Source organism: Aminobacterium sp. (assembly GCF_034926885.1).
GTDB lineage: Bacteria > Synergistota > Synergistia > Synergistales > Aminobacteriaceae > Aminobacterium.
This window is the reverse complement of the sequence record NZ_JAYFQR010000014.1, coordinates 34315-58422: the sequence shown is the minus strand read 5'-3', so window position 1 is coordinate 58422 and position 24108 is coordinate 34315. Positions and strand designations below refer to the sequence as shown.

Sequence of the window (24108 nt, the reverse complement as noted above, 5' to 3'; positions counted from 1 at the left end):
CCCTCCTTAATCATCAAGTAAGGGGAGGATATCTCCGCCATTTTTCAGAACAACAACACTAGCATCTTTCCCTTTCAGTTCAAAAGCCATATCTAATGCTTTTTGTGCTGAAGGAGCCCACATAAATCCTATCTTTTCTGCAGTTTCTTTATCTATTCCATCAGAAACGAGTATTCCTCGTCCCTTGTCTCTGATTACTCGCCCTACATGAGAAATATGAGCTGCCATTGTCAGGTCGGTTATTTCGCCTTCATCTACTTTTTTCTTAATTTCTTCGAAAGGGAGATACCCTATTTCGAGAAGCTCGGGATGTCCTTGAGCTACACCGTCGGGACACGGAGTAACAAGAATGAGAATGCCATCTTTTTTGAGAGCGAGGTCTCCAGAATAAATACCTTTTGCGGCTTGCCAGAGTTCTGCATCGGCAGGGAAAGATTCTACAATAACAATATCTGCAAGACAAGGGAGAGATGCCCCAAAAATTTCTTTCGATGAGCTGCAGCCCGCTCTGTGTGCTTCTATGGGATCTCCGGCGACACAGCGATATATTTCTTCATTACCATCAAGAACCACATTGACGATATATTTTAATCCGGCGGCGAGTCCCACGGCGTTCATTTCACGGCGAACAGGCGTGTCGATTTTCCCTATAAAGTCTTTCCCGTCATATAGAGCGCTTACCCAGTGGGTTTGCCCTGTAGTAATGCCTCCCGAAACGCCAGGTTGTACTATTTTTGCTCCTCCTGAGAAACCAACGACGCGGTGAGGAGTGATATGACCAACACCTATAACAAAATCAGCTTCTAAAAGAGCTTTATTCACCCATATTTCTGTTCCATTTTCTGTAGGAGGAAGCTCGACAAGTTGATCGGGATCATTCCAACAGTGTTGCGATATTGTATATTTATCAAGGATATTACTTCCAAATTTCTTCTCAAGTTCTTCCTGAGTCATAGGGCGGTGAGTTCCCAGGGCCACCATAATAGAAATGTCTTCAGGTGCAACTCCCGCTTTTTGAAGTCTTTTCATAACTTCAGGAAGAATAATGTGTGCAGGTGTATTGCGCGTATTGTCGTCGGCAAGAATAAGCACTTTCTGTCCACTTTTTACGCACTCTTCCAGCCTAGGGGCACCGACAGGAGCGTTGAGACCTGCGTTGATAGCCTCGATATCATCTTTGAAGGGCTTCGGTGGGCAAGCAGGGCTTAGCACAGCTACAAGATTTTTTTCAGGAATCGAAACACCTTCGTAATCGGGGTAGGAAAAAGAGATAGTAGTATTCATGGCTCTACCATTCTTTTAAAGGAGAAAGACCAAACTCTTGGGCGAAGTTTTCAAGCATTGATAATGTCGCATCATCGAGTTCTACTCCCTTTTCAAGGGCCATCTTTCGTCGAGCTGCTTCTTTTTGACCGTGAGTATATACGCGTTCTTCATCTTTTAGTGGAGTGCTTGTGCGAAGAGCCCGAAGTATATCTCCTACATATGTTTTTATTGGAGCGGCATCACCGAATAAATCAAGTCTGAAAGCGGAGAAGAAGTGACTTACATTGGCATCAGGAGTTTGAAATACATCTCGGGTCCAGCTTCCCATTGAAAGAGGAGCACAGAGAAGTTCAACAAGAAGGCCCATTCCGTATCCCTTATGTCCACCCATTTCTTCTTTTGATCCACCTAAATAAACTTGTCCGCCAAGTTCTCTTGTAGGATCTGCTAAAAGATCTGTTGCTGCTTGGGCTCCCGTAATAGGCATTCCTTCTTCATCAATAACCCAACCTTCAGGAAGTTTCTTATTACGTCTCTTGTATACCCCTAACTTGCCTCTAGCTGCGGTTGTTGTAGCCATGTCAAGAAGGAAAGGATCTTCTTCATCTGATGGAATAGCTACAGCTATTGGGTTTGTTCCGAGCATACGCTGGCGTCCTAGTGCAGGGACAGCACAGCGGATTGTATTGGTAAAAGCGCTGCCTACAAAACCTTCTTTAGCGGCCATTTCTGCCCATAGTCCTGCCATCCCAAAATGGTTGGAGTTTCGTACTGCAACATAACATGTTCCGTTTTTACGAGTTTTTTCTAGGCAAATTTCCATTGCAAATTGGGATATATGCGATCCAATTCCGTAGTGTCCGTCTATAACAGCAGATATTGGGGTTTCGAAAACTATTTCAGGATCCGCTTCAGGGCGAACGTGTCCGCTTTTCAATTCGTTTCTATAAACCTTCAATCGGGTAACTCCGTGGGATGAAACTCCTCTCGCATCAGCCTCTGCAAGCACTTTTGCCGTTATTTCTGCTTTATGCTGAGGATAGCCTATTTCTTTGAGCACCTCTGCAGCAAAATCAACTAATGCACGATAATCAACACGTCTATATGTAGACATAATTTGAAGACACCTCTTCTTTCTATGAAATCTTTTCTCTCGTATCTGTAGTAGAAAATGGGGAATTGATAATAGTTATATAAGAGAAAAAGCAAGACGAAGTCAAGGATTTTTATCCGCAATGTGAACCGGCGGTTCGTATTTTGAATAATTGTATCCCTCAAGGGGTTTTTTAATGTTGTTTATAGTAAAAAATAAATAAAATTTTCAAATAAAACAAATAAAGCCTATTTTAGTATTACAATATAAACAAGTTTTTGGTTTGTTTTATTTTTTTGAATTATAGAATGTGATTTAAAAAATAGTATTCATTGGTTAAGTGTGCAAAACATGATGAGTGATGGGAAGCCAAGCTTTCCTGTTTTTTGCAGGCGCTAGAGTGAAGGTTTTTATAAAAAATGTCACGATACACAAGGAGGTCTTTATATGGATATGGAAGGCATTAAGAAACTTGCACGAGAAGCGGAATCTGACGTTGTGGCTTTAAGACATCATTTTCATGCCCATCCGGAACTTTCATGGAAAGAAGTCCAGACGACTCAAAAAATAGTAGAAACGTTGAAGAGTTATGGTTTTAAGGAAGAAGATTTGCGAGTAGGTTTTGGAGGAACTTCTTCGGGAGTAATTGCAGACATCAATAAAGATGTTGATGGGCCGTGCATTGCATTACGTGGTGACATAGACGCTCTCCCCATCGTTGAGGAAAATGACGTTTCTTATAAGTCACAAAATGAAGGTGTTATGCATGCATGTGGTCATGATGCTCATAATGCTCTTTTGCTTGGGGCTGCAAAAGTATTAATGTCGATGAAAGATGAATTGCCAGGTCATGTTCGTCTTCTTTTTCAGCCTGCGGAAGAGCACGGCATAAAAGCTGGAGCGAATATAATGATTAAAGAGGGAGCTCTTGAAGGCGTAGATGCTATTTATGGTCAGCATGTATGGGCGTCTGTTCCTTCTGGGAAAATCCAATATAAGATTGGTCCTTTTATGGCCTCTGCTGATGGTTTTGAGCTTAAAATTCAGGGCAAGGGGGGGCATGGTTCAGCCCCGCAATATTCTGTTGATCCTACAATAGCTGCTGCTAACTTTGTCTTCAATCTTCAAACGATTATCAGTCGTGAAATAGATCCTCAGGATACAGTTGTAATGAGTATTGGGAAGCTGCAAGCAGGAAGCGCTTTCAATATTATTCCGGATAAAGTGGGAATCAATGGCACTATTCGAACTTTTAATCCAGAAGTACGGAATAGTTTGCCAGATAGAATGCAGAGAATCGTTGATGGCCTTTGCACAATGACAAGATGTACTGCTGATTTTGAATATCAGAAGATGATTCCTACTACTATCAATGATGAAGAAGTGGAATTGATAGCAAAAGATGTAGCTGAAGATATATTTGGTGCTGATAATGTGGAAGAAAGTCCATTGATTATGGGAGGAGAAGACTTCGCTTTTTATCAGGAAAAAATTCCTGGTGGCTTCTGTTTTGTAGGAATAGGCAATCCGGATAAAGGAACAGATAATCCTCATCATTCGCCTCATTTCAACGTTGATGATGAAGTTCTTTGGAAAGGTGTGGCAACGTACGCAGGTGTGGCCTGGAAATATCTTGTAAGCCACAAATAGTAAAATCGAGATATCGGGTCTTTTTATTTTGGAGTAGAATAAAAAGACCCGATATTTTTTATTAAATTGAGGAGGAAAGAAATTGGTCCAGTCTTTTTTCGATATAAAAGGGAAAAGAGCTCTGGTAACAGGCTCGACTCGTGGAATTGGAAGATCTTTGGCGGAGGGACTGGCTCAAGCGGGAGCGTTAGTTTTTATTAATGGTCGTTCTCAAGATTCTGTAGACAGAGTATGTCGAGATTTTTGTCGAGAAGGGTATCATGCAAGTGGAAAAGCTTTCGATATTTGTGATTCAAAAAGCGTTACACAGGCTATACATGGAATTAAAGAGGAGTACGGTTCTATAGATATACTCGTTAATAATGCGGGAATAATGAAAAGAGAGCCTTTACTTTCTATGCCAGAAGCAATGTGGCAAAGTGTTATTCAGACTAATCTGACGAGTGCTTTTCTTGTTGGGAAAGAAGTGGCGTCTCTTATGGCCCAAAATGAAGGGGGCAAAATTATCAATATTTGCTCTTTGATGAGTGAAGTAGGACGAGTTTCTACAGGGGCTTATGCAGCGGCAAAGGGCGGTCTTAAAATGTTGACCAAGGCTATGGCGACAGAGTGGGCTTCTTATGACATACAAGTGAATGGTATTGGGCCAGGATATATTCTTACAGAAATGACTCAACCTTTGTCGGAAGACATGAATTTTGATGCATGGCTTAAGAAGAGGACCCCAGCCCGTCGATGGGGTAAACCTTCTGATTTAATTGGAAGTTTGCTTTTTTTGGCCTCTCCCGCTTCTAATTTTGTTAACGGACAGATTATATACGTTGATGGAGGAATTCTCGCGTCCTTATAATTGCTTTATTTGTGGCGTTCTACCATCATACGAATAAGAAGGGTATCACTCCATTCCCTGCCAGGATGGGTATATTTATCGATGACAATAACGAGAGAAAGAGCCAAAATAATAACCGTGAATAGAATAATGAATTGTCCCAGAAGGGACGGCTTTTTCTTCATTTATTATCACCTACTTTCGATTTGATTTTCTTTTCTTCCTATTTCATATTATTATACAATAATAAATGGAAGGGGGGATTAAGGTGTCTTTACATAGTGCCCTAAGTCTTATTCGTTTTTTTGAAGAGGAAGGTGTACGTGCGTGGATTGTAGGCGGTGCTGTTCGTGATTCTTTGGTAGGCCGTTCACTTTCTGATGTAGATGTTGCTGTTGGGTGTAGTGGGAAAGAAATAAAAAGTTTTTTCCCTAAAGCGCCGGAGATAGGCAAAGATAGTAAAAAAACGTTTGTCGTTTTTTTTGATGGTGAAGTTTTCGATGTGTTCCCTCTATACAATAAACCTCTTGATGAAGACCTTGCTCGACGCGATTTTACTGTTAATGCTATGGCACTAGATAGTAAAGGAAAGATTTATGATCCCTTCGATGGTTTTTCAGATTTAAGAAGAGGAATCTTGCGTTTTAACGGCAATCCTATTCATCGCCTGAAAGATGACCCCATACGAGCTCTTCGTTTGTGCCGATTTGCTTCTGCCCTTGATTTAAGAATAGACGAGGATTCCGCTCGAGCTGTAAAAAATTTTTCTTCTCATATACCCCATGTTTCATCTGAACGTATTGGACATGAGGTTTTAAAGGCTTTTGAAGGAGACGCTCTTCTCTTTTTCCGTTTTGTAAGAAGCCATAACCTTATGATGCCATTTTTCCCTTTTTTACAAAAACTTTCAGGACAACGTGTTGAAAGTACGAGTTCCTATGAGGGGGATAGCCTTCTGCACTCCTTTCTCTCTCTGCAGGCAGCTCAAAATTCACGCAAAGATATGGCTGTTCAAACTGCTGCTTTCTTTCAGCATGTAGATTCTGGTTTTATTAACGAGTTGCTTGTTGATTGGTCGTGGCCTTCTTTTCTCAGGGGGGAAATTGTTACATTAATTAAAAATCTGCCGTTTTTTTTAGAACCACTATCTGACGATAGAGCCGTTTCTATGTTCGATGCTTTAGGAGATAGCGTGGTAAATAAGCTTTTTGATCTCTCTTTTGCATCACTCATGGCATCGGGTGAGTCTACCGATTCGTGGCGTGAAAATATGCTTCTTTATTACCGTACAATTTTAAGATTGAAATGTGTAGATTTTCTTCCCAACGGAGAAGATTTAAAGAAAATGCTTGCTATAGAAGAAGGACCTTTGATTGGTTTTTTAAAGACAGGACTTAGGCAAGCTGCTGCCAAAGGCGAGATTGAAAATAAAGAAGAGGCGGAAGAGTGGCTTTGGAAAAATGCCCCGGACAGAAATAAAAATATTGCTGAAGAGTAGCGTCTTTCTGCCCGGGTCTTACGATGATGAAATCAAAGAGTTTCGATCATTTTTTGTAGAAGTTTTGCTGCATTATTACAGTCTTTTAATGAACACTTGGCTTTGGATGTATAAGCTTTTTCCAATGGTATAGCTAGGGATAAAACGGCGCAATCAGTTCCAGACGTGTGAATACCTGCTATAGGAGCGGTATCTGGTGATATCGCCGATATTTGAAGAGGTATACTGTGATCCTCTGCAATATCCCTCAGTTCTTTGCTTAAATGAGAGCTTGAAATAACAGCATTATCCCGGCATCTCAGAACAGGACCTTTCCCTACCTGTATGGAAGAATCTATAACAGGTTCAATGTGAAGCCCTATTGCTATGCGAGGGACAAGTGTTTGAGCTAAAACGTGACAACCCCGTCCGCCCACTATCCCATGAGTGCTGAAACAAAAGTAGCTTTTTCGAAGGAGTGATAGCATATCTTTCTTCTCCAGAAGGGAGAGCAATGTCCACGAAGCAATACGCCCTTCCAGAGCGGGAGCAGTGATTGAATCTCTTTCAATAGAGAAAGGACCTGTGAGAATGCCTCGATCTCCAGGTTGTGGTAATGTGGCATTATTATCAATAGTTATTGAGATTTGGTCATCATTTATTATCCCAGTTGATCCGTTGGTAAAACAAACGGTACTTCCTGATAGCGTAACTAGAGGAAGGGGGCCCATAGGAGAATAGTAAATACGAGATTTTTCGTCGTGTCCAACTACAACAAAGCTGCACTGATCCAGAGAAACTAAGATCATAACAGATTTGTTTCTTTCATAGCCCACAGTAACATTCCCTAAAGGATCTCTCGTTATACTCATATCTGATGATAATAATGATTTCAGTCTTTGTTCAATAATACTAGACACATTTTTTTCAAATGCTGTGGGAGCAAAAGATTCCACAAGGGTACGAAGAAGTTCCATTAGTCGAGCCCTCCTTTCTCTACATATTCTAAGAAAGTTGCAATAAGGGCGATCGTATGACGAAGGTCCTCTAAATTGGCAACACTGACAGAAGAGTGTATGTAGCGACACGGAACAGAGACAGTTGCACACCGGGCTCCCTCTCCTGCAATGTGAACAACTCCACCGTCGTTTCCTCCACCCATTATTCGACGTCTTTGCCATGGAATACCGTTTTCTTCGGCGAGGGAACAAAGTTTTTCACTGAGTTGTACATCAAAACAGCTTGTGTTATCGGCAATGGAAATTGCGGGGCCATTTCCAAGCGTCGTAGAGTGTCTATATGGTTCAACTGTAGGAAGGTCTGAGCAAACGGTTCCTTCAAGAACAATGCCAATTTGAGGTTTAACTCTATATGAAGCTGAAAGAGCTCCCCGTTCCCCGACTTCTTCCTGAGAAGAAAAAACGCCATATAGGGGTAAATCCCATTTTTTTTGTAAAACTGAGGCTAAAACGCAACATCCAGCTCTATCATCTAGGGCTTTTGCCTTTACTGATGTACCGTATAAAGGCCCATACTGCGTATCAAAAGCAATGTAATCTCCTACTGCAACAAGCTGAGAGGTTTCGTCGGCAGTCGTTGTTCCTATATCGATATATGAATTTTCAAAAGAATCTTTCATCCTGACGATTCCAGGAATGCGATTCGGGCCGATCTTTACCGTTTTAGATGAGAGGACTTGTTCATGAACTCCACCAGATGGAGTGAAAGAGATTGTTCCATCTTTTCTTATTGCTGTAACTATAAAACCGACTTCGTCCATATGGGCCACTATCATTACCTTAGGATGCTGAGTATTTCCGTTTTGATATGTAATAAGGCTTCCGAGGGGATCGACATCCATCTGATCGACTTTTCCGGAGAGAGATTGTTTGATGAATTCTCTAACATCTTTTTCATCACCACAGACTCCTATCAGGTTTGTAAGAGTTTTAAGCATATAAAGTCCCCTCCTTTGTCATGGAATCAAGCAGAGGAAGGCTCTCTGATATCAAAGCAAAAGCATTATTGAGGTCATTGGTGGAGATGATTTCTGTACTACTTGCTCTATATGTTACTGGCAACTCGATAAGAGCTGATGGAATTCCACCTGCCGCTGTTTGTAGCGCCCATATATCTGAAAAACGACGTTCACCAGAAGCTCGTAGTTGAAGTTGCATATTTTTTTCTTTTGCATGTGTGCGCAAAGCATTTGTTACGAATGGATGTGCTGCCGGTCCTGAGTATGAGACGGGCCCATTTGCCAAGGAGATGGGGGAATGAGGTGTTTCCTTGCTTTGGGCGGTTGTTGAATCTAAAACAAGGGCAATATGAGGTTTTTCGGCTATAGCAGCAGCAACTGCTCCTTTAAAAGCATTGTAATGTTGCGCAGCGAAGACGATGTTGAGATCGCTTTCAAGATGAGGAATATTTTCGAGTAAGGAAAGAAGGAGAGAAGCTCCCCAGCGATCAGAGAGAGCTCGACCACATATTTTCCCTTGTGCCAGCGAGGTGGCTTTTCGTCTAACAACTGCTGTTGTTCCTGGTACTATCCATTCGGGTATGGAGTCTCTAAATGTCAGCCCCAAGTCTATTCTTAAATTTTCCTCTGATAGAGGAGCTTTACGTTCCTCAGCTTTTAAAATATGAGGAGGACGGGTTCCAATTACTCCAAAAAGCGTATGAGAACCATCGCTGATTATAACTTCTTGAGCAGCTACGTCAGAAGCCTCGAGGCCCCCAACTGTTCTAAAAGCTAGAAAGCCTTTTTCATGTCCTGTTATTACGATTCCCGGTTCATCGTAATGTGTGAGAATCATAAGTTGTCTTGAAGAGTCTTTTCCTGGGATTTTAATAATGAGAGATTCTAATTGATCTTTTCTTGCGTATTTCTTGTATTTTTCTGGAATTAAACCTATAAGTGTGTCTGCACAAAAGTTTTCTGCACCACACACAGCTTGTTGCTCAGCCAAAAATTCAAGATGTTGAGCAATATCCATTGTTTACATCTCCTTCATTCTCCGGAAAAAGGCCGTCAGCGCGCTATGTGCCGACGGCCTTAGAGGTGCTTTTATGAGTCGATATTAGTCTTTGTATGTTGTGTTTGTAACTTTTACAAAATCAAGAGGAATTAACATGATATCATGAACGCCTCTGTTCACAGCAGTAAGGTTTGAACGGGTATAAATGGGTACCCATGGAACTTCTTCATTCATTATAGTCTGCGCTCTGGCATAGGCCTGACGGCGAACTTCCTGGTCTACGGAAGAGAATCCCATCATAACGGCCTCATCAACTTCTTTATTGGCGTAAAATGTTCTGTTTGCACCGTTAGGAACTCACTGATCAGAAAGAGTAAGTGGTCTGTATACCCAGTCAGCATCTCCTGTCGATGGTGACCAACCGTAGTAGATAACCTGGCTTGTATTTTCCTCAACAGGTTTTCTTGTTTCAGCCAAGAATGTACCCCAGTCCATAACAGCCATTTTTGCATCCATACCGATTTTGGAGAGATATGCTTGAACTGCTTCTGGAATCTTCAGTGCGGGAGTGTTTCTTCCATGTGTGAGAAGTTTTACGTGAAGAGTCTTCCCGTCTTTTTCAAGAATCCCGTCTCCGTTGCTATCTTTCCAGCCAGCTTCGGCAAGAAGAGCTTTTGCTTTTTCGGGATTGTAGGGGAGTCCTTCTACTTCTGAGTAACCGTTAACAAGAGGAGCTACCATTGAGTTTACAGGTGTTGCAAATCCCATCATGATATTTTTGCAGATTGCCTCTCTGTCAATGGCCATAAATATAGCCTGGCGAACTTTAACATCTTTCAAGATTTCATCCTGACAGTTTAAGGCAAGGAACTGAACCATAACGGAAGGCCCTATGCGCATATCTATTTTCTTGCTTTCCTTTAAACGGGCAACATCCTGTGGGGGAACCTGCTCTGCAACATCAATTTCTCCTGTTTCCATCATCATGGCTCTGGCAGAGTCTTCAGGAATTGTCTTGAAGATTACTTTTTTCAGTTTGGGTTTACCACCCCAGTACTTGTCATAAGCTTTTAGAGCAATGTAGTCGCCCTGAAGCCATTCGTCAAGCATAAAGGCACCTGTCCCAGAAGGGTTACGAACGAAATCTCTGTTTTCATCAACACCTTTGGGGTCAAGAATAAGTCCAGCAGTATGTGAAAGGATGTTTAGGAAAGCACCAAAAGATGTTTTAAGGTTGAAAACTACAGTATATTCGTCTTTTACTTCCACAGAATCTACGATAGGTGCGTAGAGGGAAGAACGTTTGTATTTCCCAGAAAGGATGCGATCAAAGTTTTTCTTTACAGCTTCTGCGTTAAAGGGAGTTCCACTGTGGAATGTTACACCTTCTCTAAGGTGGAATGTCCATGTTTTCCCATCTTCAGAGATATCCCAACTGGTAGCCAGTCGAGGCTGAATTTTCATCTCTTCATCAAAAGAGACAAGTCCCTCGTAGATACTATGACACACTTCTTCTGAAGGGGTATCTGTGAGATCTTGAGGATCCATGCCAAGAGCCTCGGTGCCCTTACCAATAAGGAGTGTATCCTTACTGGATGCCGCTGCTATTCCTGCAAAACAAAAGACTACGAGAAGAACTGTTAGAACAAGTATGAGAGAACGTTTTACTGATACACCCATATACAATCACTCCTCCATATTTTGATAATGGTGAAAATTACAAACAAGCATAAATATACCTAGCGCTGCTTCCCCCCCTTCTTGTCTGCTTAAAAGTAGCTTTTTTGTTTAAAGCTTGATAGACGCAGCGAGGGATGTGGCAATGCCCATCCAGCGGCGCATCTCTTCCATGGAGTTTCCATCCATACGTACTGTTCGTCCATCAATTCGTGTTACTCCGGGAGTGTACGAAACTTCATCACATTGGCGAGTATGTTTGAAAGTAAGTTCTAGAGAGTAAGGATGTGTAATGTTCATTATGGGTGCTTTGCCAGCGCGAAGAGTTTCAACGGCCCTTTTGGCGGCGTCTTTTAAAAGAGGAAAAGTTGCTGAAGGTGGTAAAAGCTTGGCGCAGCTGTTGGAGCGTCCTTCTTTTACTGCGCATGTTACAATTTCTTTCCCCAAGAGATTTTCGGCTTCTCGACATACGGCCTTATCTCCAGTAACAAGAGCTACAGGAATGCTTTTTTCAGCACATACAGCAGCATTTAATCCTGTTTCTCCTACGGGCATTCCGTTAAGTTTTGCGTTGAAAATAGTGCTTCCAGATACAGTGTGATCAAGAACCGCATGAAGGGTTCCTGCCATAGCATGGTATCCTACGAAGAAAACTCCATCACATCCATCTGTTCCCTCTATCATTCCTAAAGCTTTAGGAGTACCTGAAATAAGGCGAACGTTTGCTGGAAGCTGCGAAACATCCACATTGATCATACGTGCATGTGAATCGTTCACGAGAATTTCTGTAGCCCCTCCTTCGAGAGCTCCTTCTATTACTGCTTGTAGGTCATGAAGCTGCATTGTACATCCGAAGGCATATTCTACTGGTGCATCTGCCCGAACGTGGAGCGAACTGACTATACCTGTAGCGCCTTCCATATCTACACTTACATAGATTTTCACAGGAGATCACCTCAATAGTAAAAATACGATGCTTTAATTGACAATTATAAACGCAAGATGTAAAAATGGATAGACAAATGGACCCATTTTTAGATTCATTTATTATTTGCTCCATCCAAAAGGGGGAGAGCAAGTGGAGGGGAAGCTACGCGCCGACGAAATTGTTTTCCGATATGTCATATCGAAATTGGTCTCTAGGGAGTTGCATCCTGGAGAGAGAGTATACGAACCGGCACTTTGCAGGGAACTTGGAGTAAGCAGAACGCCAGTTCGTCAAGCTATAAGTAGACTTATCTCAGAGGGTGTTCTTGAAAATTGTGAGGGACAGAAAGGCTATAGTGTGCCTATTTTAACCCCTGAAGATATGTTCAAAGTATATTCTACGCGTGAAATGGTTGAGGCTAAGTGTGCGTATTATGCAGCGCTTAATGCTTCAGACGAGGATGTTGCCTTACTTTGGAACATGAACAGACAAGAACATCTTCTTTACGAAACAGACGATAAAGAACGTTTTGCAACACTTAACGAAAAATTCCATATCACAATCAGTACTCTAAGTAAAAATATATACTTACAACGATTTGCAGTACAACTTTATTGGAGAGCCCAACTTTATACCTTTTATCTCGGTAGTTTTTATCGCTATTATCGCTCTCTTGCCGAGAGGAAATCTCATCCTCGTGATCCTGAACATCATACGAATAAAGAGCATGCCCGAGTTATTTCGGCTATTCAGAATAGATGCCCTGACGAAGCTCATCAAGCCATGGCAGAACATATTCGCCGAACGTACGAACATTTTTGCAGAATAGAAAAATCTAATAATTTCTAGATTCGGAAAGGAGGTGTTCCTGAGAAAAATCTAGGAAAGTGAAATGGCAACACTGGAATCGTTGTAACGAAACTATGATGACGTAATTTGTTACGGAGTTATGGAGGTGTAGTATGGGACGTTTTGTTGCCAGAAGGTTGATAATGCTTATTCCTGTTCTTTTCGGAGTCTCCATTATTGCCTTCATGATCTTACATTTGGCTCCTGGCGATCCAGCAGAAATGTTAGCCGGGGTCGAAGCTTCCCAACAAGAAATCGAGCTAATCAGAGAACGTTTTGGGTTAAACCAACCCCTTCACATTCAATATTTCAGGTTTTTAAGAGGTGTGGTTACAGGTGATATGCTTTCGTTGAAATATGAACAGCCTGTTTATAAGATTATTGGACCTCGCCTGAAAAATACTCTGATCCTTTCTGTAGCTGCAATGGCTATTTCTATTATTTTGGGTGTTATTGCCGGAGTACTGGCAGCGGTCTACAGGTATTCATGGCTTGATTATTTAGCCACAGTTCTTGCTCTATTAGGAATTTCTATGCCGGTTTTTTGGTGGGGGCTTCTCATGATTCTTGTCTTTGCGGTGAATTTAATGTGGCTTCCTTCTGGAGGTATGGGGGGAATTAGGAATTTAGTACTCCCGGCCATCGTCTTAGGTACGGCATCCATGGGAATCATAACTCGTATGACTCGCTCAAGTATGCTTGATGTTTTGAGACAGGATTATATTACGACAGCTCGAGCGAAGGGGCTTTTAGAGAAAATTGTTATTGTCCGTCATGCTTTGCGAAACGCTATGATTCCAACAATAACAGTTATAGGACTTCAGTTTGGAGGGCACCTTGCTGGAGCAGTTCTTACAGAGAGCGTTTTTTCATGGCCCGGAGTGGGACGACTTCTTGTCGGGTCGATTCTTGCCCGAGATTATCCCGTCGTTCAGACAACATTGTTGATCGTGGCGGCAATTTTTGTTTTTGCCAATCTTATGGTCGATATTTTATACGCTTATCTTGATCCGAGGATTCGTTATCATGGCTAATCAGAAAACTCGAAAATCAACAACTCATATAGCGCTTATTTGGCGGCGGTTACGACGAAATAAAATTGCAGTTTTTGGATTTTTGCTTATTACTCTTTATGTTGTGGCTGCCATATTTGCTCCTGTTTTAGCACCCTATGATCCGACAGAGCAGGATTTAAGCCTGAGCCTGGCTCCTATGTCATCGGAACATTGGCTTGGGTGCGATGATTTCGGGAGGGATATATTGAGCCGTATTATTTACGGAGCAAGAACCTCTTTGATCATTCAGCTTACCTCTGTTGTCATAGCTCTTTTCGTTGGAGTTTTTCTCGGAGCTGTGGGGGGCTATTTTGGGGGCTGGATAGATGAAGTTATTATGCGATTCATGGATATTATGCTTGCATTCCCAGGAATGCTTCTTGCCCTTGCTATTGTTGCAATGTTGGGGCCGAACTTAACCAACCTTATCATTGCAATTGGAATTTATTCTGTTCCTCAGTTTGCAAGAATAACAAGAGGTTCTGTCATTAGCGTAAAACAGAACGACTATGTGACAGCAGCCAGAGCCATAGGAGAAACTGATAATTCAATTATATGGCATTACGTGCTTCCTAATGCTATATCTCCCATTATTGTTCAAACATCTTTGAGAATGGCGACGGTACTTCTTACGGCGGCTGGTTTGGGATTTTTAGGACTCGGAGTACAGCCTCCTACAGCGGAGTGGGGAACGATGTTAAGTTCTGCACGAATTTATCTTCGAAGTGCCCCCCATGTTGCTATTATTCCAGGGTTATGCATTATGCTTGTCGTATTAGGATTTAACTTCCTTGGCGATGGATTACAGGATGCACTTAACCCACGACTGAAGGAGTGATTGTCATGAATACTAATGACGAACTTCTGCGTGTAGAAGATCTTACAACGTGGTTTTATACAGAGGGAGGAATTGTAAAAGCTCTTGAGAATGTTTCCTTTTCTATCAAGAAGGGGGAAATTCTTGGACTTGTGGGGGAGACAGGGTGTGGTAAGTCTGTTACATCGTCGTGTATTATGCGGCTTATTCCCACACCTCCAGGGAAAATTATGGGCGGAAAGATCATGTTTGAAGATCGTAATCTTCTTGATCTTTCTGCAAACGAGATGAGAAAGATTCGAGGAAATGAGATCTCTATGATTTTTCAGGATCCCATGAGTTGTCTCAACCCTGTTTATAAAGTAGGTTTTCAAGTTCAGGAAGCCATACAAGTTCATCAACGCTCCTTATCTTTGTCAAAAGTTATGGATAAGGTCAAGAGCCTTTTTAGCGAGGTTAATATTCCAGACCCCGACAAATCCATTGACCGTTATCCACACCAGTTTTCTGGAGGGATGAAACAACGTGTCATGATCTCTATGGCATTATCGTCCCATCCCAAACTATTGATAGCTGACGAACCGACAACGGCTCTTGATGTGTCTATTCAGGCTCAGATTCTTTCTCTTATAAAAAAGCTTCAGAAAGATTATGGAACAAGCATTTTGCTTATTTCCCATGATTTGGGCGTAATAGCTTCTATGGCGCAAAAAGTTGCAGTTATGTATGCTGGCAGCATTATAGAGTATGGAACTGTGCAGGATATTTTTAATAATCCTCTTCACCCCTATACAAAAGGGCTTCTTGGGGCCATCCCTCGACTTGATCGTGATCAGGAATGGCTACAGGTTATAAAAGGCTCTCTTCCTAATTTAATGGAGCTTCCTCAGGGATGTAAGTTCCAGGCTCGTTGCGAGTGTGCCAGACCGGAATGCTCTGAACGAAGACCAGAGCGTGTTGAAGTAGAAAAAGGACACGAGGTTGCATGCCATGTCTATTCTCAAGGTCGATAATCTAAAAAAATACTTCCCTGTCGAGGGAGGTATGTTTCGTAAGAAAATAACGGGTGAAGTAAAAGCTGTAGATGGAGTATCCTTTTCTATTGAAGAAGGAAAAACACTTGGCCTTGTAGGCGAATCTGGAAGCGGAAAATCAACGATAGGGCTGATGACTCTTAAGCTTTTAAGCATAACTGACGGTGACATCTTTTTTAAAGGTCAATCTATTCGTTCTTTTGATGATACTCAATTAAAAGAATTTCGATTGAATGCTCAGATGGTATTTCAAAATCCTTTTGCTTCTTTAAACCCCCGAATGATTATTCGAGATACCATTGGCAGAGTTCTTAAAATTCATGGTCTCGTCAAAAATGATAATGAAATGGAAGATAGAGTGCTTGAAACCCTTCAGGAAGTGGGGCTTAAACCAGAACATCTTGGGCGTTACCCTCATGAATTTTCAGGCGGGCAACGTCAGCGTATAGCTGTTGCACGTGCCCTTATTTCTAATCCGGCTTTCATTGTTCTTGACGAACCAACGTCAGCTCTTGATGTTTCTGTACAAGCTCAGATTCTTAACTTGTTTAAAACTCTTCAGGAGAAACGTGGTCTGACATATCTTTTCATTTCGCATAACCTGGCCGTTATTCGTCATATCAGCGATAATGTTGCTGTTATGTATCTTGGAAGATTGATGGAATACGCTTCGAAAGAAGAAATTTTCAACAATCCGAAGCATCCATATACGCAGGCTTTGTTGAAAAGTATTCCGAAACCATGTGTTACGGGGGAGGATATAGAAGATAAGGTTATTAAGGGGGATATTCCCAGCCCCTTGAATCCTCCTACAGGATGTCGATTTCACACTCGTTGCCCTCTTGCGCAAGATGTTTGTGCTCTGGAGGCTCCTGAGTGGCGTAAAATAGGAGAAAAGCATTTTGTCGCTTGTCATTTTGCCTAGAAAGCTGAGGAGAAAATAATGAAATCGCAGAAACGTATTGCCGATTACGGTATCCACATTGGTTGTATGAAAAGGGGAGTGCTTAACGCCATTACAGATGTTGCCGGAGTAAGGGTTGGACATTGCACCTTAGACGATGGAAACATTAAAACTGGGGTTACTGCTGTAATACCTCATGAGGGCAATATGTTTCAGGAAAAACTTTTTGCAGCATGTCACGTTATTAATGGGTTTGGGAAATCTGTTGGCCTTATTCAGATTGAAGAGTTGGGAACACTTGAAACTCCCATTATTCTTACAAACACATTAAGCACGGGGACGGCTACAGAAGCGCTTGTTCGTTATATGCTCAAAGAAAACCTTGATATTGGTAAAGAAACAGGAACTGTAAACCCTGTTGTATGCGAATGTAATGATGGGTTTCTCAACGATATACGAGGTCTCCATATTCGAGAGGAGCATGTATTGCAAGCTCTTGCCAATGTTGGTACGGAGTTTGAAGAAGGTTCTGTAGGGGCGGGACGCGGCATGTCCTGTTATCAGCTAAAGGGTGGAATAGGAACAGCATCCAGGCTTGTAGAGATAGATAATTCGACATTTACGATTGGTGTTCTTGTCCTTTCCAATTTCGGAGAAAAAGGTGACTTTGTTGTAGATGGTCATAAAGTAGGAAAAAGTATAGTTTCTTTAGAACAGCCACAAGAGGATCAAGGTTCTATTATTGTCGTCATAGCAACAGATATTCCTATGACAGAACGCCAGTTAAAACGGCTCTGTCGTCGCTCTTCAGTGGGAATCACCAGGACGGGGGCTTATATCGGAAACGGTAGTGGTGAAATAGCTATTGCTTTTACAACAGCTAATCGTTTTGCTCATTATGAAAAAGCACCTGTTTGTCCCATAGGAATATTCAACGAAAATCACATCAATTTAGCTTTTAGAGCAGTTGTGGAGGCGACAGAAGAAGCCGTTCTCAACTCGATGATTTGTGCAGAAACTACAAAAGGTCGAGATGGAAATGTTCGCCATTCTCTGAAAGAGTATGCATCTTTTCTGTATACACTGATTGATAATTCTAAGCATTGATTATATCATGTATATACTTTTAGCAAGGTGCGATGGGCTTTTCTATATCTCGTAGGAGGGAAGAACTGAATGAAGAAAAAAATGTGGATAGCTTTGCTTGCAGCGCTAGTGTGTGTCTTTGCAGTATCTGGGGCTTTTGCTGAACCTCAGACCGGTGGTATTTTGAGATGGCGTCTTATTAACGATCCACCGTCTCTTGATCCTGTTTTTTCTAATATTACTGTTGCAACCCGTGGCTCAAATTTGTATCTGGAAACTTTGGTGACAACATCTGCTGATGGTCAAAAGATTCTTCCTTTGTTGGCTGAAAGCTGGGAAGTCAATGAAGATGCATCAGTTTGGACCTTCCATCTGCGCAAGGGCGTTCATTTCCATAAGGCGATTTTAGGCGAACCCACTCTCAATGGTGGCCGTGAAATGACAGCCGAAGATGTGAAATATAGCTTTGAACGTTTAGTAAAAATGAAAGCGGCTCGTGTTTTCTTTGCAAGCAGTATTGCCGGATTTGAAGAGTTGAACGATGGTAAGGTTGATGAATGGAGTGGCATCAAGGTTCTTGATAAATATACCGTTCAGTTTACTCTTAAGTCTTCTTTTGCACCTTTTCTTGCTGTTTTGACATACCCTAACTTCGGCGTTCTTCCTAAAGAAGATGCTGAGAAATGGGGCAAAGAGTTTACCTTCCATCCTGTGGGAACAGGTCCCTTTATTCTTGAAAAATGGGATCACGATAGCTTGGTTTCCTTTAAAAAGAATCCTGACTATTGGAGAAAAGATGCTAATGGAAAGCAGCTTCCTTATCTTGATGGGGTAGATCTGATTATTATCCCTGATAATAGCGTAGCTTACCTTGAGTTTAAAAAAGGTAACATTGACGTATTACCAGATATTCCTGATGAGTACTATAACGAAATCAAAGAAGAGTTTGGCGATAAGTTCCAGGAAATTCCTGGCTTGAACGTTCAATATTATGGAATGAACCAGACTAAGGCTCCCTTTGATAATGTTAAAGTTCGTCAGGCTTTGAACTACGCTATAAATAGAGAGGCCATCAACGAATTAGTTCTTAATGGACGTTATGCTGTTGCAAAGGGTGTTCTGCCTCCTGGTATGCCCGCATATAACCCCGATATGAACAGCTATACGTATAATCCAGAGAAAGCTAAAGAACTTTTGAAAGAGGCAGGATACGACAAAGGTTTTGAAGTGACACTTCATTATAATAACAACCCACGTCATAAGGCTATTGGCGAAGCAGTTCAGGCCCAGCTTGCTGAATTGGGAATTAAGATGAACCTTTCTTCTTCTGAAGTGGGAGCTCACTACGATGCCGTTCGACGTGGCGATTACGGTCTATTCAGAGCTGGATGGGCTGGAGACTATGTCGATCCCGATAACTTCCTTTATACATTGTTCTATTCCGGAAATATCGGACCTCAAGGAAACTATTCCCGTTATAAGAACAGCGAAGTAGATCAGTGGCTTGTTGCCGCACGCCAGGAAACTGATCATGAAAAACGTGTCGAGCTTTACAAAAAAGCCGAGCAGAAAGTTGTTGATGATGCTGTATGGCTCTTCCTTTTCTACAGCACAAACAGCCTTGTTGCAGGGCCAAACGTAGAGGATATTCATCTTGACTTCCTCGGAGACTATATGACGAAGCTTACACAAGTATATCTTGCAAAATAAACTATTCATATAGTTTTTGAATTAAAAGAGGGAGACCGTTTCCGGTCTCCCTCTTTCAGTTGAATGGAAAATGGAAATGAACGAAAGGAGTTCTTGGCACTATGAAACAAAGAGTAGAATTAACGGATTTGCTGAAATATAAATTTCTTTCAACTCCTATATTTTCACCGAATGGAGAACATATTTGCTTCAAGGTTCATCAGGCTTTACAAGAAGAGAACCGTTATGCCACAAATCTTTGGATTTATAATATTCCTCGCAAAGAGCTTAAACAACTAACCACATCAGGTAAAGAAAAATTTTTTGCATGGCAGCCAGATGGACAGTCTCTCCTCTTCGCCAGTGAGAGGAAAGAGCCTGGGAAAAAAGAAACCCATCTTTATTCCCTCCCTCTGGATGGCGGAGAAGCCCATTTCCTCAAAAGTATCCCCATGTCTCTCTCTTCCGTTGTTGTCCTTAACGATGATCTTCTCTTAATGATGGCTTCTTTCGAGCCAGAATATGTAAACCCCTATGAAGCGGATTATATGATTTTTGAACAGATTCCATTTTGTTCCAATGGGAAAGGTTTTACAGCCCAACGTAAAAATGGACTTTATTTATATAGGTTATCTACAGAGAAGGCCACGTTACTTTCTCCCCAAGACATGGACGTTGAGAATTTTTGCGTAGGTGATAACGGGAATAAAATTTTAGCTTGGGGGCCGCAATATCGTTGCGTCAAAGGACGTTATAATTCATTGTTTGAATTTGATCTTCAATCGGATAGCAACAAAGAGCTCTTAACTGGCGACACGTTTACCTGTCGTTGGGCATCATATGTCAATGGTGAAATATGGGTTACTGGCAGTTACCTTAAAGAACATGGAATCAATGAAAACGTTAAATTTTATAAGCTTAATAATGATGGTCTATCTTGTGTTACTCCCGAACTAGACAGAGGGTTGCGTAATTCCATAGGATGCGATTGTCGGTATGGAACGACAAATCTTAATCTTGCCTTTTTTGCCCAAGGAAACACCGCATGGTTTGTTTCTACAGATAACTTCAGATCTTATCTTCATACTGTTTGTCCAGATGGTTCGATAAAACAAATGACTCACGAGCTTTTTTCGGTTGATGATTATCGTATATGTGGAGATAAGGCTGCGGTTATAGGCTTAAAAGGATTGGGACTTCAAGAGCTTTATCTGGTAAAAGATGGAAAAGAAGAGCAGGTAACCCACTTTAACGATTGGCTTTTACAGGAATACGATCTTTCTGAACCTATCCATGTGCTTGTTGATAATGGAACAGACGATCCCATCGATGGATGGTATATGAAACCTGTAAATTTCGAGGAAGGGCAGAAGTATCCTGCCATTTTAGATATACATGGCGGTCCAAAAACGACGTATGGAGATGTGTTCTTTCACGAAATGCAATATTGGGCTGCGCAGGGCTATGGTGTCTTTTTCTGCAATCCCAGAGGAAGTGACGGGAAAGGAAATGGGTTTGATGATATACGAGGCAAGTATGGAACAATAGATTACGAAGATTTAATGACCTTTACCAATTGGATTACAGAGAATATTTCCTTTATTGATAAAGATCGCCTTGGCGTAACAGGTGGTTCTTATGGTGGATTTATGACGAACTGGATTATTGGACACACCGATCTTTTTAAAGCTGCTGTTTCTCAGCGGAGTATCAGTAACTGGATTTCAAAAGCTGGCGTATCGGATATAGGTTATTACTTTGTTCCAGATCAGCAAGATGCTGATATTTGGTCGGATGCTGATAAATTATGGTGGCATTCTCCTTTGAAGTATGCTAACCAAGCTAAAACTCCGACGCTTTTCATCCATTCTGATGAAGACCATCGCTGTGAACTTTCTCAGGGGCTTCAGATGTTTTCTGCATTGAAGCGTCATGGCGTGGAGAGTAAAATGTGTGTTTTCAAGGGAGAAAATCATGAATTGAGCCGAAGTGGCAAGCCTCGGCAGCGTCTTGCCCGCCTTCAGGAGATGACAGCGTGGTTTGACCGTTTCTTAAAAGGGAAGAAGTAAAATAGCATTGAAAAAAGACGTCCGAATTAATTTTCGGACGTCTTTTCCATTTTTATGTTATTTATGATTTCTTAGAAGGTATTCGAGGCAGGTTCGTGTAGCAAAAGCAGATGCTCCGAGTCCATAGCAATCGAATTCCTTTTCATAGTAGTCAACTGCTGCTATATCAAGATGAGCCCATGGAATGGTGGGATCAACGAACTCTTTTAAAAACATTCCTGCTGTAATCACGCCGCCACCAGGCCCGCCAGTGTTTACTACGTCAGCATAAGGAGTATCGATTTGTTCTCGAAGTTTTTCATCGTCCATGCAAAATCTGTGGAAACGTTCACCCGTTGTCGAAGCTACCTGAAACAGGTCATCGCTTAGTTCATCATAATCGCAGACTAGCCCGGCAGTATAGTTTCCCAGAGCTGTAACAGCAGCACCTGTAAGAGTTGCCATATCAATAATGGCCTGAGGTTTGAATGTCGATGCATAAGCAAGCATATCAGCAAGAGTAACTCGACCTTCAGCATCGGTATTTTTTATTTCAATTGTTTTACCGTTGAATGCACGGATAATATCATCAGGTCTGTACGAATTCCCATCAGGCATGTTCTCAACAGCTCCGAAAAAGCCATGTACTTCATAAGGACATTGAAGAGGAGTAAGAGCTTTCATAATACCTAAAACGTTACAAGCACCGGTTTTATCGCATTTCATGGTTTTAATGCCAGCTCTTGTTTTTATACAGAGACCGCCACTATCAAAAGTGACGCTCTTGCCCACGATAGCTATCTTTCCAAGGGGTTCTATTCCTTGAGGATGATATGTAAGATGTACAAGTCTCGGAGGTGTTTTAGACCCCTTGCCAACGTGCCAGAGAGCAAGAAGGCCTTGGTCCTGAATTTGCTGCTCGTCAAGAATGGTGAGATCCATATTATATTGTGACGCTATTTCTCTGGCGATGTCTGCCATTGTAAGAGGGGTGATAACGTTCCCAGGCTCATTAGCCAAATCTCTGGAATATGTTTGAGCAGAAGCGATATAACGGCCCCTTTCCATGGCTTCGAGGTTTCCTTTCTCAAGGAAAAAGGACTCACACTGTGTGGCTGGTGAGGTATCGGTCGTACGGTATTTTGTGAATCGATAGTTTCCTAAAATGGCTCCTTCAGCTACAGCTTTACTTGTCGCATCTGTTGGGTCTTCTGGCAGTGTAAGAGAAAAGGAAGTAACCCCCATAGCTGTTCCTTTTCTTACAAATTCGGCAGTTTTGTTGCGGTATAGGCAGATAATATCTGAATTTTGATCACTCTTTTTCCCCAGACCAATAATGGCGATCCAATGAGTGCCTTCAGAGGACGGAATAAATTGAATAGATCCCTTTTTCCCCCATTTCGAAGCCAAACTACTGTAGAGTGTCAGAGATTCAGGTATTTTGATATCCTCAAAAATCATAAATCCGCGTACACTCGTAGGTGTTGTGTATGACGGGTGAGAACTTAGAAAATCCATGACGTACACCTCCAAAAATAATGTCATCAAACATCTACTATACAACAAAGGATAGAAGAGAGGGTATAATCTCGAAGGTTAGTTGTGTATTTTTTTCAACTTCATATGAATATTACAACCTTACTATATTGGAGGCATAATTTATGGCAGATAAGAACGACATGAATCTTTCTTATTATGAGAGAGCTCAGAAACTTCACGAGAAAAATATAGTAGTTGATGCGCATTTTGATCTTTTACCATTGGTTTTGGGAAAGCGTTTAAAGGGTGAAACTCATGTTATTGAACGAGATTATCTTCCCTCTCTAAAAGCGGGCGGTGTCGGTCTGGTTATTTCCTCACTCTTTATACCCAATGAATATCTGCCTGAGATGGGGTTACGACGTGCTCTTGATTTAATAAGCGCACTTCATGCAGAAATGGAAGAAAGTCCAGGCCTTTTTGTTTTATGTAGAAATACTCGAGAAATTCGTGCTGCCAGAGAAAAGGGGCAACTTGCCATACTTCTGTCATTCGAAGGTCTTGAACCTATCGGAAACGACCTTTCTTTGCTTCGTATTTTTTATGAATTGGGTGTCAGAGGTATTGGTGTTACATGGAGCCGCCGAAATTACGCAGCAGATGGCTGCTTTTTCCACAGTGTAGAAGAAGGGAAAAAAGGTGGGCTCACTGAGTTCGGTGTAAAAGTTATTCGAGAAGCAGCTCGTTTAGGGATGTATCTTGATGTAAGCCACCTTAATGACGAGGGTTTTGACGATCTCTTTTCTTTTTATGAAGGACCTTTCATGGCCTCACATTCTAATTGCAGAGCGCTGGCTCCATCTATGAGAAATCTTACAGATGATTTAATTCGCAAATTAGCATCGCGAGGTGGTGTGATGGGCATGAATGTGTGCAGTACTTTTGTGGGAGATCCCGATGTGAAAAAGTTGGATGAAAAAGATTTAGCCAATCATGTTGATCATATCCGCGAATTGGCAGGGGTTGAGCATATAGGTTTTGGTTTTGATTTTTGCGATGAAATGAGAGATTTTACAAAACCTGGGCCTCATAGAAATTATGATTGCATAAAAGGACATTCTCGCTCTCTTGAGTTTACTGCGGAATTTCTTGCTAGAGATTACAGTGAGGAAGATGCAATAAAGATTATGGGCGGGAATTTTATGAGATTTTTGGAAAGAACTATAGGATAAACAGAGAGAGAATTTTT

22 protein-coding genes are annotated in these 24108 nt (G+C 41.7%); 12 read left to right on the top strand and 10 right to left on the bottom strand.

All coding sequences use genetic code 11. The features are described from left to right. Nucleotides 1-6: 6 nt before the first annotated feature. Complete coding sequence (gene larA / locus VB083_RS06255) at nucleotides 7-1284, bottom strand: nickel-dependent lactate racemase (RefSeq protein ID WP_213691024.1); 1278 nt, start codon at nucleotides 1282-1284, stop codon at nucleotides 7-9. Nucleotides 1285-1288: 4 nt separating this feature from the next. Then, nucleotides 1289-2380: an Ldh family oxidoreductase gene (locus VB083_RS06250; protein ID WP_307879789.1), complete on the bottom strand. Its 1092-nt coding sequence runs from the start codon at nucleotides 2378-2380 to the stop codon at nucleotides 1289-1291. Between the two features lie 426 nt (nucleotides 2381-2806). On the opposite strand from VB083_RS06250, the gene VB083_RS06245 reads away from it, so the two are divergent. Together VB083_RS06245 and VB083_RS06240 are read left to right on the top strand one after the other, a co-directional pair. Next, a complete protein-coding gene (locus VB083_RS06245; protein WP_213691025.1) occupies nucleotides 2807-4009 on the top strand; it encodes a M20 metallopeptidase family protein in 1203 nt (400 codons plus the stop codon). Nucleotides 4010-4091: 82 nt separating this feature from the next. After that, nucleotides 4092-4859, top strand: coding sequence for an SDR family oxidoreductase (locus VB083_RS06240; protein ID WP_323401874.1), 768 nt, complete (start codon nucleotides 4092-4094; stop codon nucleotides 4857-4859). Between the two features lie 5 nt (nucleotides 4860-4864). Here VB083_RS06240 and VB083_RS06235 read toward each other — a convergent pair whose 3' ends face one another. Continuing rightward, on the bottom strand, nucleotides 4865-5023 hold the full coding sequence (locus VB083_RS06235; protein ID WP_213699292.1) for a hypothetical protein: 159 nt from the start codon (nucleotides 5021-5023) through the stop codon (nucleotides 4865-4867). 83 nt (nucleotides 5024-5106) lie between these two features. Here VB083_RS06235 and VB083_RS06230 point away from each other — a divergent pair, with 83 nt between their 5' ends. After that, nucleotides 5107-6336 carry a hypothetical protein gene (locus VB083_RS06230; protein ID WP_213699293.1) on the top strand — a complete coding sequence of 410 codons (1230 nt, stop codon included), beginning with the start codon at nucleotides 5107-5109 and terminating at the stop codon, nucleotides 6334-6336. 32 nt (nucleotides 6337-6368) lie between these two features. On the opposite strand, the gene VB083_RS06225 is transcribed toward VB083_RS06230, so the two are convergent. From VB083_RS06225 to VB083_RS06200, 6 genes are all read right to left on the bottom strand, one after another. Then, on the bottom strand, nucleotides 6369-7292 hold the full coding sequence (locus VB083_RS06225) for a hypothetical protein (RefSeq protein WP_213691029.1): 924 nt from the start codon (nucleotides 7290-7292) through the stop codon (nucleotides 6369-6371). Continuing rightward, a complete protein-coding gene (locus tag VB083_RS06220) occupies nucleotides 7292-8272 on the bottom strand; it encodes a M42 family metallopeptidase (RefSeq protein ID WP_213691030.1) in 981 nt (326 codons plus the stop codon). Before VB083_RS06220 ends, VB083_RS06225 begins: the two co-directional genes overlap by 1 nt. Then, nucleotides 8265-9311, bottom strand: a complete 1047-nt coding sequence (locus VB083_RS06215) for a hypothetical protein (RefSeq protein WP_213691031.1) — start codon at nucleotides 9309-9311, stop codon at nucleotides 8265-8267. Before VB083_RS06215 ends, VB083_RS06220 begins: the two co-directional genes overlap by 8 nt. A gap of 84 nt (nucleotides 9312-9395) precedes the next feature. Continuing rightward, nucleotides 9396-9593: a hypothetical protein gene (locus VB083_RS06210; protein WP_323401873.1), complete on the bottom strand. Its 198-nt coding sequence runs from the start codon at nucleotides 9591-9593 to the stop codon at nucleotides 9396-9398. Between the two features lie 57 nt (nucleotides 9594-9650). Continuing rightward, the gene (locus VB083_RS06205) at nucleotides 9651-10973 is read right to left on the bottom strand and encodes an ABC transporter substrate-binding protein (protein ID WP_323401872.1); all 1323 of its coding nucleotides are present in this window, start codon (nucleotides 10971-10973) and stop codon (nucleotides 9651-9653) included. A gap of 108 nt (nucleotides 10974-11081) precedes the next feature. Further along, complete coding sequence (locus tag VB083_RS06200) at nucleotides 11082-11915, bottom strand: M55 family metallopeptidase (RefSeq protein WP_213691033.1); 834 nt, start codon at nucleotides 11913-11915, stop codon at nucleotides 11082-11084. Nucleotides 11916-12048: 133 nt separating this feature from the next. On the opposite strand from VB083_RS06200, the gene VB083_RS06195 reads away from it, so the two are divergent. From VB083_RS06195 to VB083_RS06160, 8 genes are all read left to right on the top strand, one after another. After that, the gene (locus VB083_RS06195; RefSeq protein ID WP_213691034.1) at nucleotides 12049-12747 is read left to right on the top strand and encodes a GntR family transcriptional regulator; all 699 of its coding nucleotides are present in this window, start codon (nucleotides 12049-12051) and stop codon (nucleotides 12745-12747) included. A 113-nt stretch (nucleotides 12748-12860) separates the two neighbouring features. Then, nucleotides 12861-13781, top strand: coding sequence for an ABC transporter permease (locus tag VB083_RS06190; RefSeq protein ID WP_213691035.1), 921 nt, complete (start codon nucleotides 12861-12863; stop codon nucleotides 13779-13781). Beyond that, on the top strand, nucleotides 13774-14640 hold the full coding sequence (gene opp1C / locus VB083_RS06185; RefSeq protein ID WP_213691036.1) for a nickel/cobalt ABC transporter permease: 867 nt from the start codon (nucleotides 13774-13776) through the stop codon (nucleotides 14638-14640). The genes VB083_RS06190 and opp1C overlap by 8 nt, the downstream gene beginning before the upstream one ends. A 5-nt stretch (nucleotides 14641-14645) precedes the next feature. Further along, nucleotides 14646-15632, top strand: coding sequence for an ABC transporter ATP-binding protein (locus tag VB083_RS06180; RefSeq protein ID WP_213691037.1), 987 nt, complete (start codon nucleotides 14646-14648; stop codon nucleotides 15630-15632). Continuing rightward, entirely contained in the window at nucleotides 15601-16578 is a 978-nt protein-coding gene (locus VB083_RS06175) for an ABC transporter ATP-binding protein (protein WP_416242166.1), read from the top strand. Before VB083_RS06180 ends, VB083_RS06175 begins: the two co-directional genes overlap by 32 nt. Before the next feature lie 18 nt (nucleotides 16579-16596). After that, nucleotides 16597-17664, top strand: coding sequence for a P1 family peptidase (locus VB083_RS06170; RefSeq protein WP_213691039.1), 1068 nt, complete (start codon nucleotides 16597-16599; stop codon nucleotides 17662-17664). Nucleotides 17665-17733: 69 nt separating this feature from the next. Further along, nucleotides 17734-19353: an ABC transporter substrate-binding protein gene (locus tag VB083_RS06165; RefSeq protein WP_213691040.1), complete on the top strand. Its 1620-nt coding sequence runs from the start codon at nucleotides 17734-17736 to the stop codon at nucleotides 19351-19353. A gap of 101 nt (nucleotides 19354-19454) precedes the next feature. Continuing rightward, a complete protein-coding gene (locus VB083_RS06160; RefSeq protein ID WP_213701410.1) occupies nucleotides 19455-21401 on the top strand; it encodes a S9 family peptidase in 1947 nt (648 codons plus the stop codon). Nucleotides 21402-21458: 57 nt separating this feature from the next. On the opposite strand, the gene VB083_RS06155 is transcribed toward VB083_RS06160, so the two are convergent. After that, entirely contained in the window at nucleotides 21459-22898 is a 1440-nt protein-coding gene (locus tag VB083_RS06155; protein ID WP_213701409.1) for a leucyl aminopeptidase family protein, read from the bottom strand. A gap of 143 nt (nucleotides 22899-23041) precedes the next feature. On the opposite strand from VB083_RS06155, the gene VB083_RS06150 reads away from it, so the two are divergent. After that, nucleotides 23042-24091 carry a dipeptidase gene (locus tag VB083_RS06150; RefSeq protein ID WP_307879793.1) on the top strand — a complete coding sequence of 350 codons (1050 nt, stop codon included), beginning with the start codon at nucleotides 23042-23044 and terminating at the stop codon, nucleotides 24089-24091. Nucleotides 24092-24108: the final 17 nt, after the last annotated feature.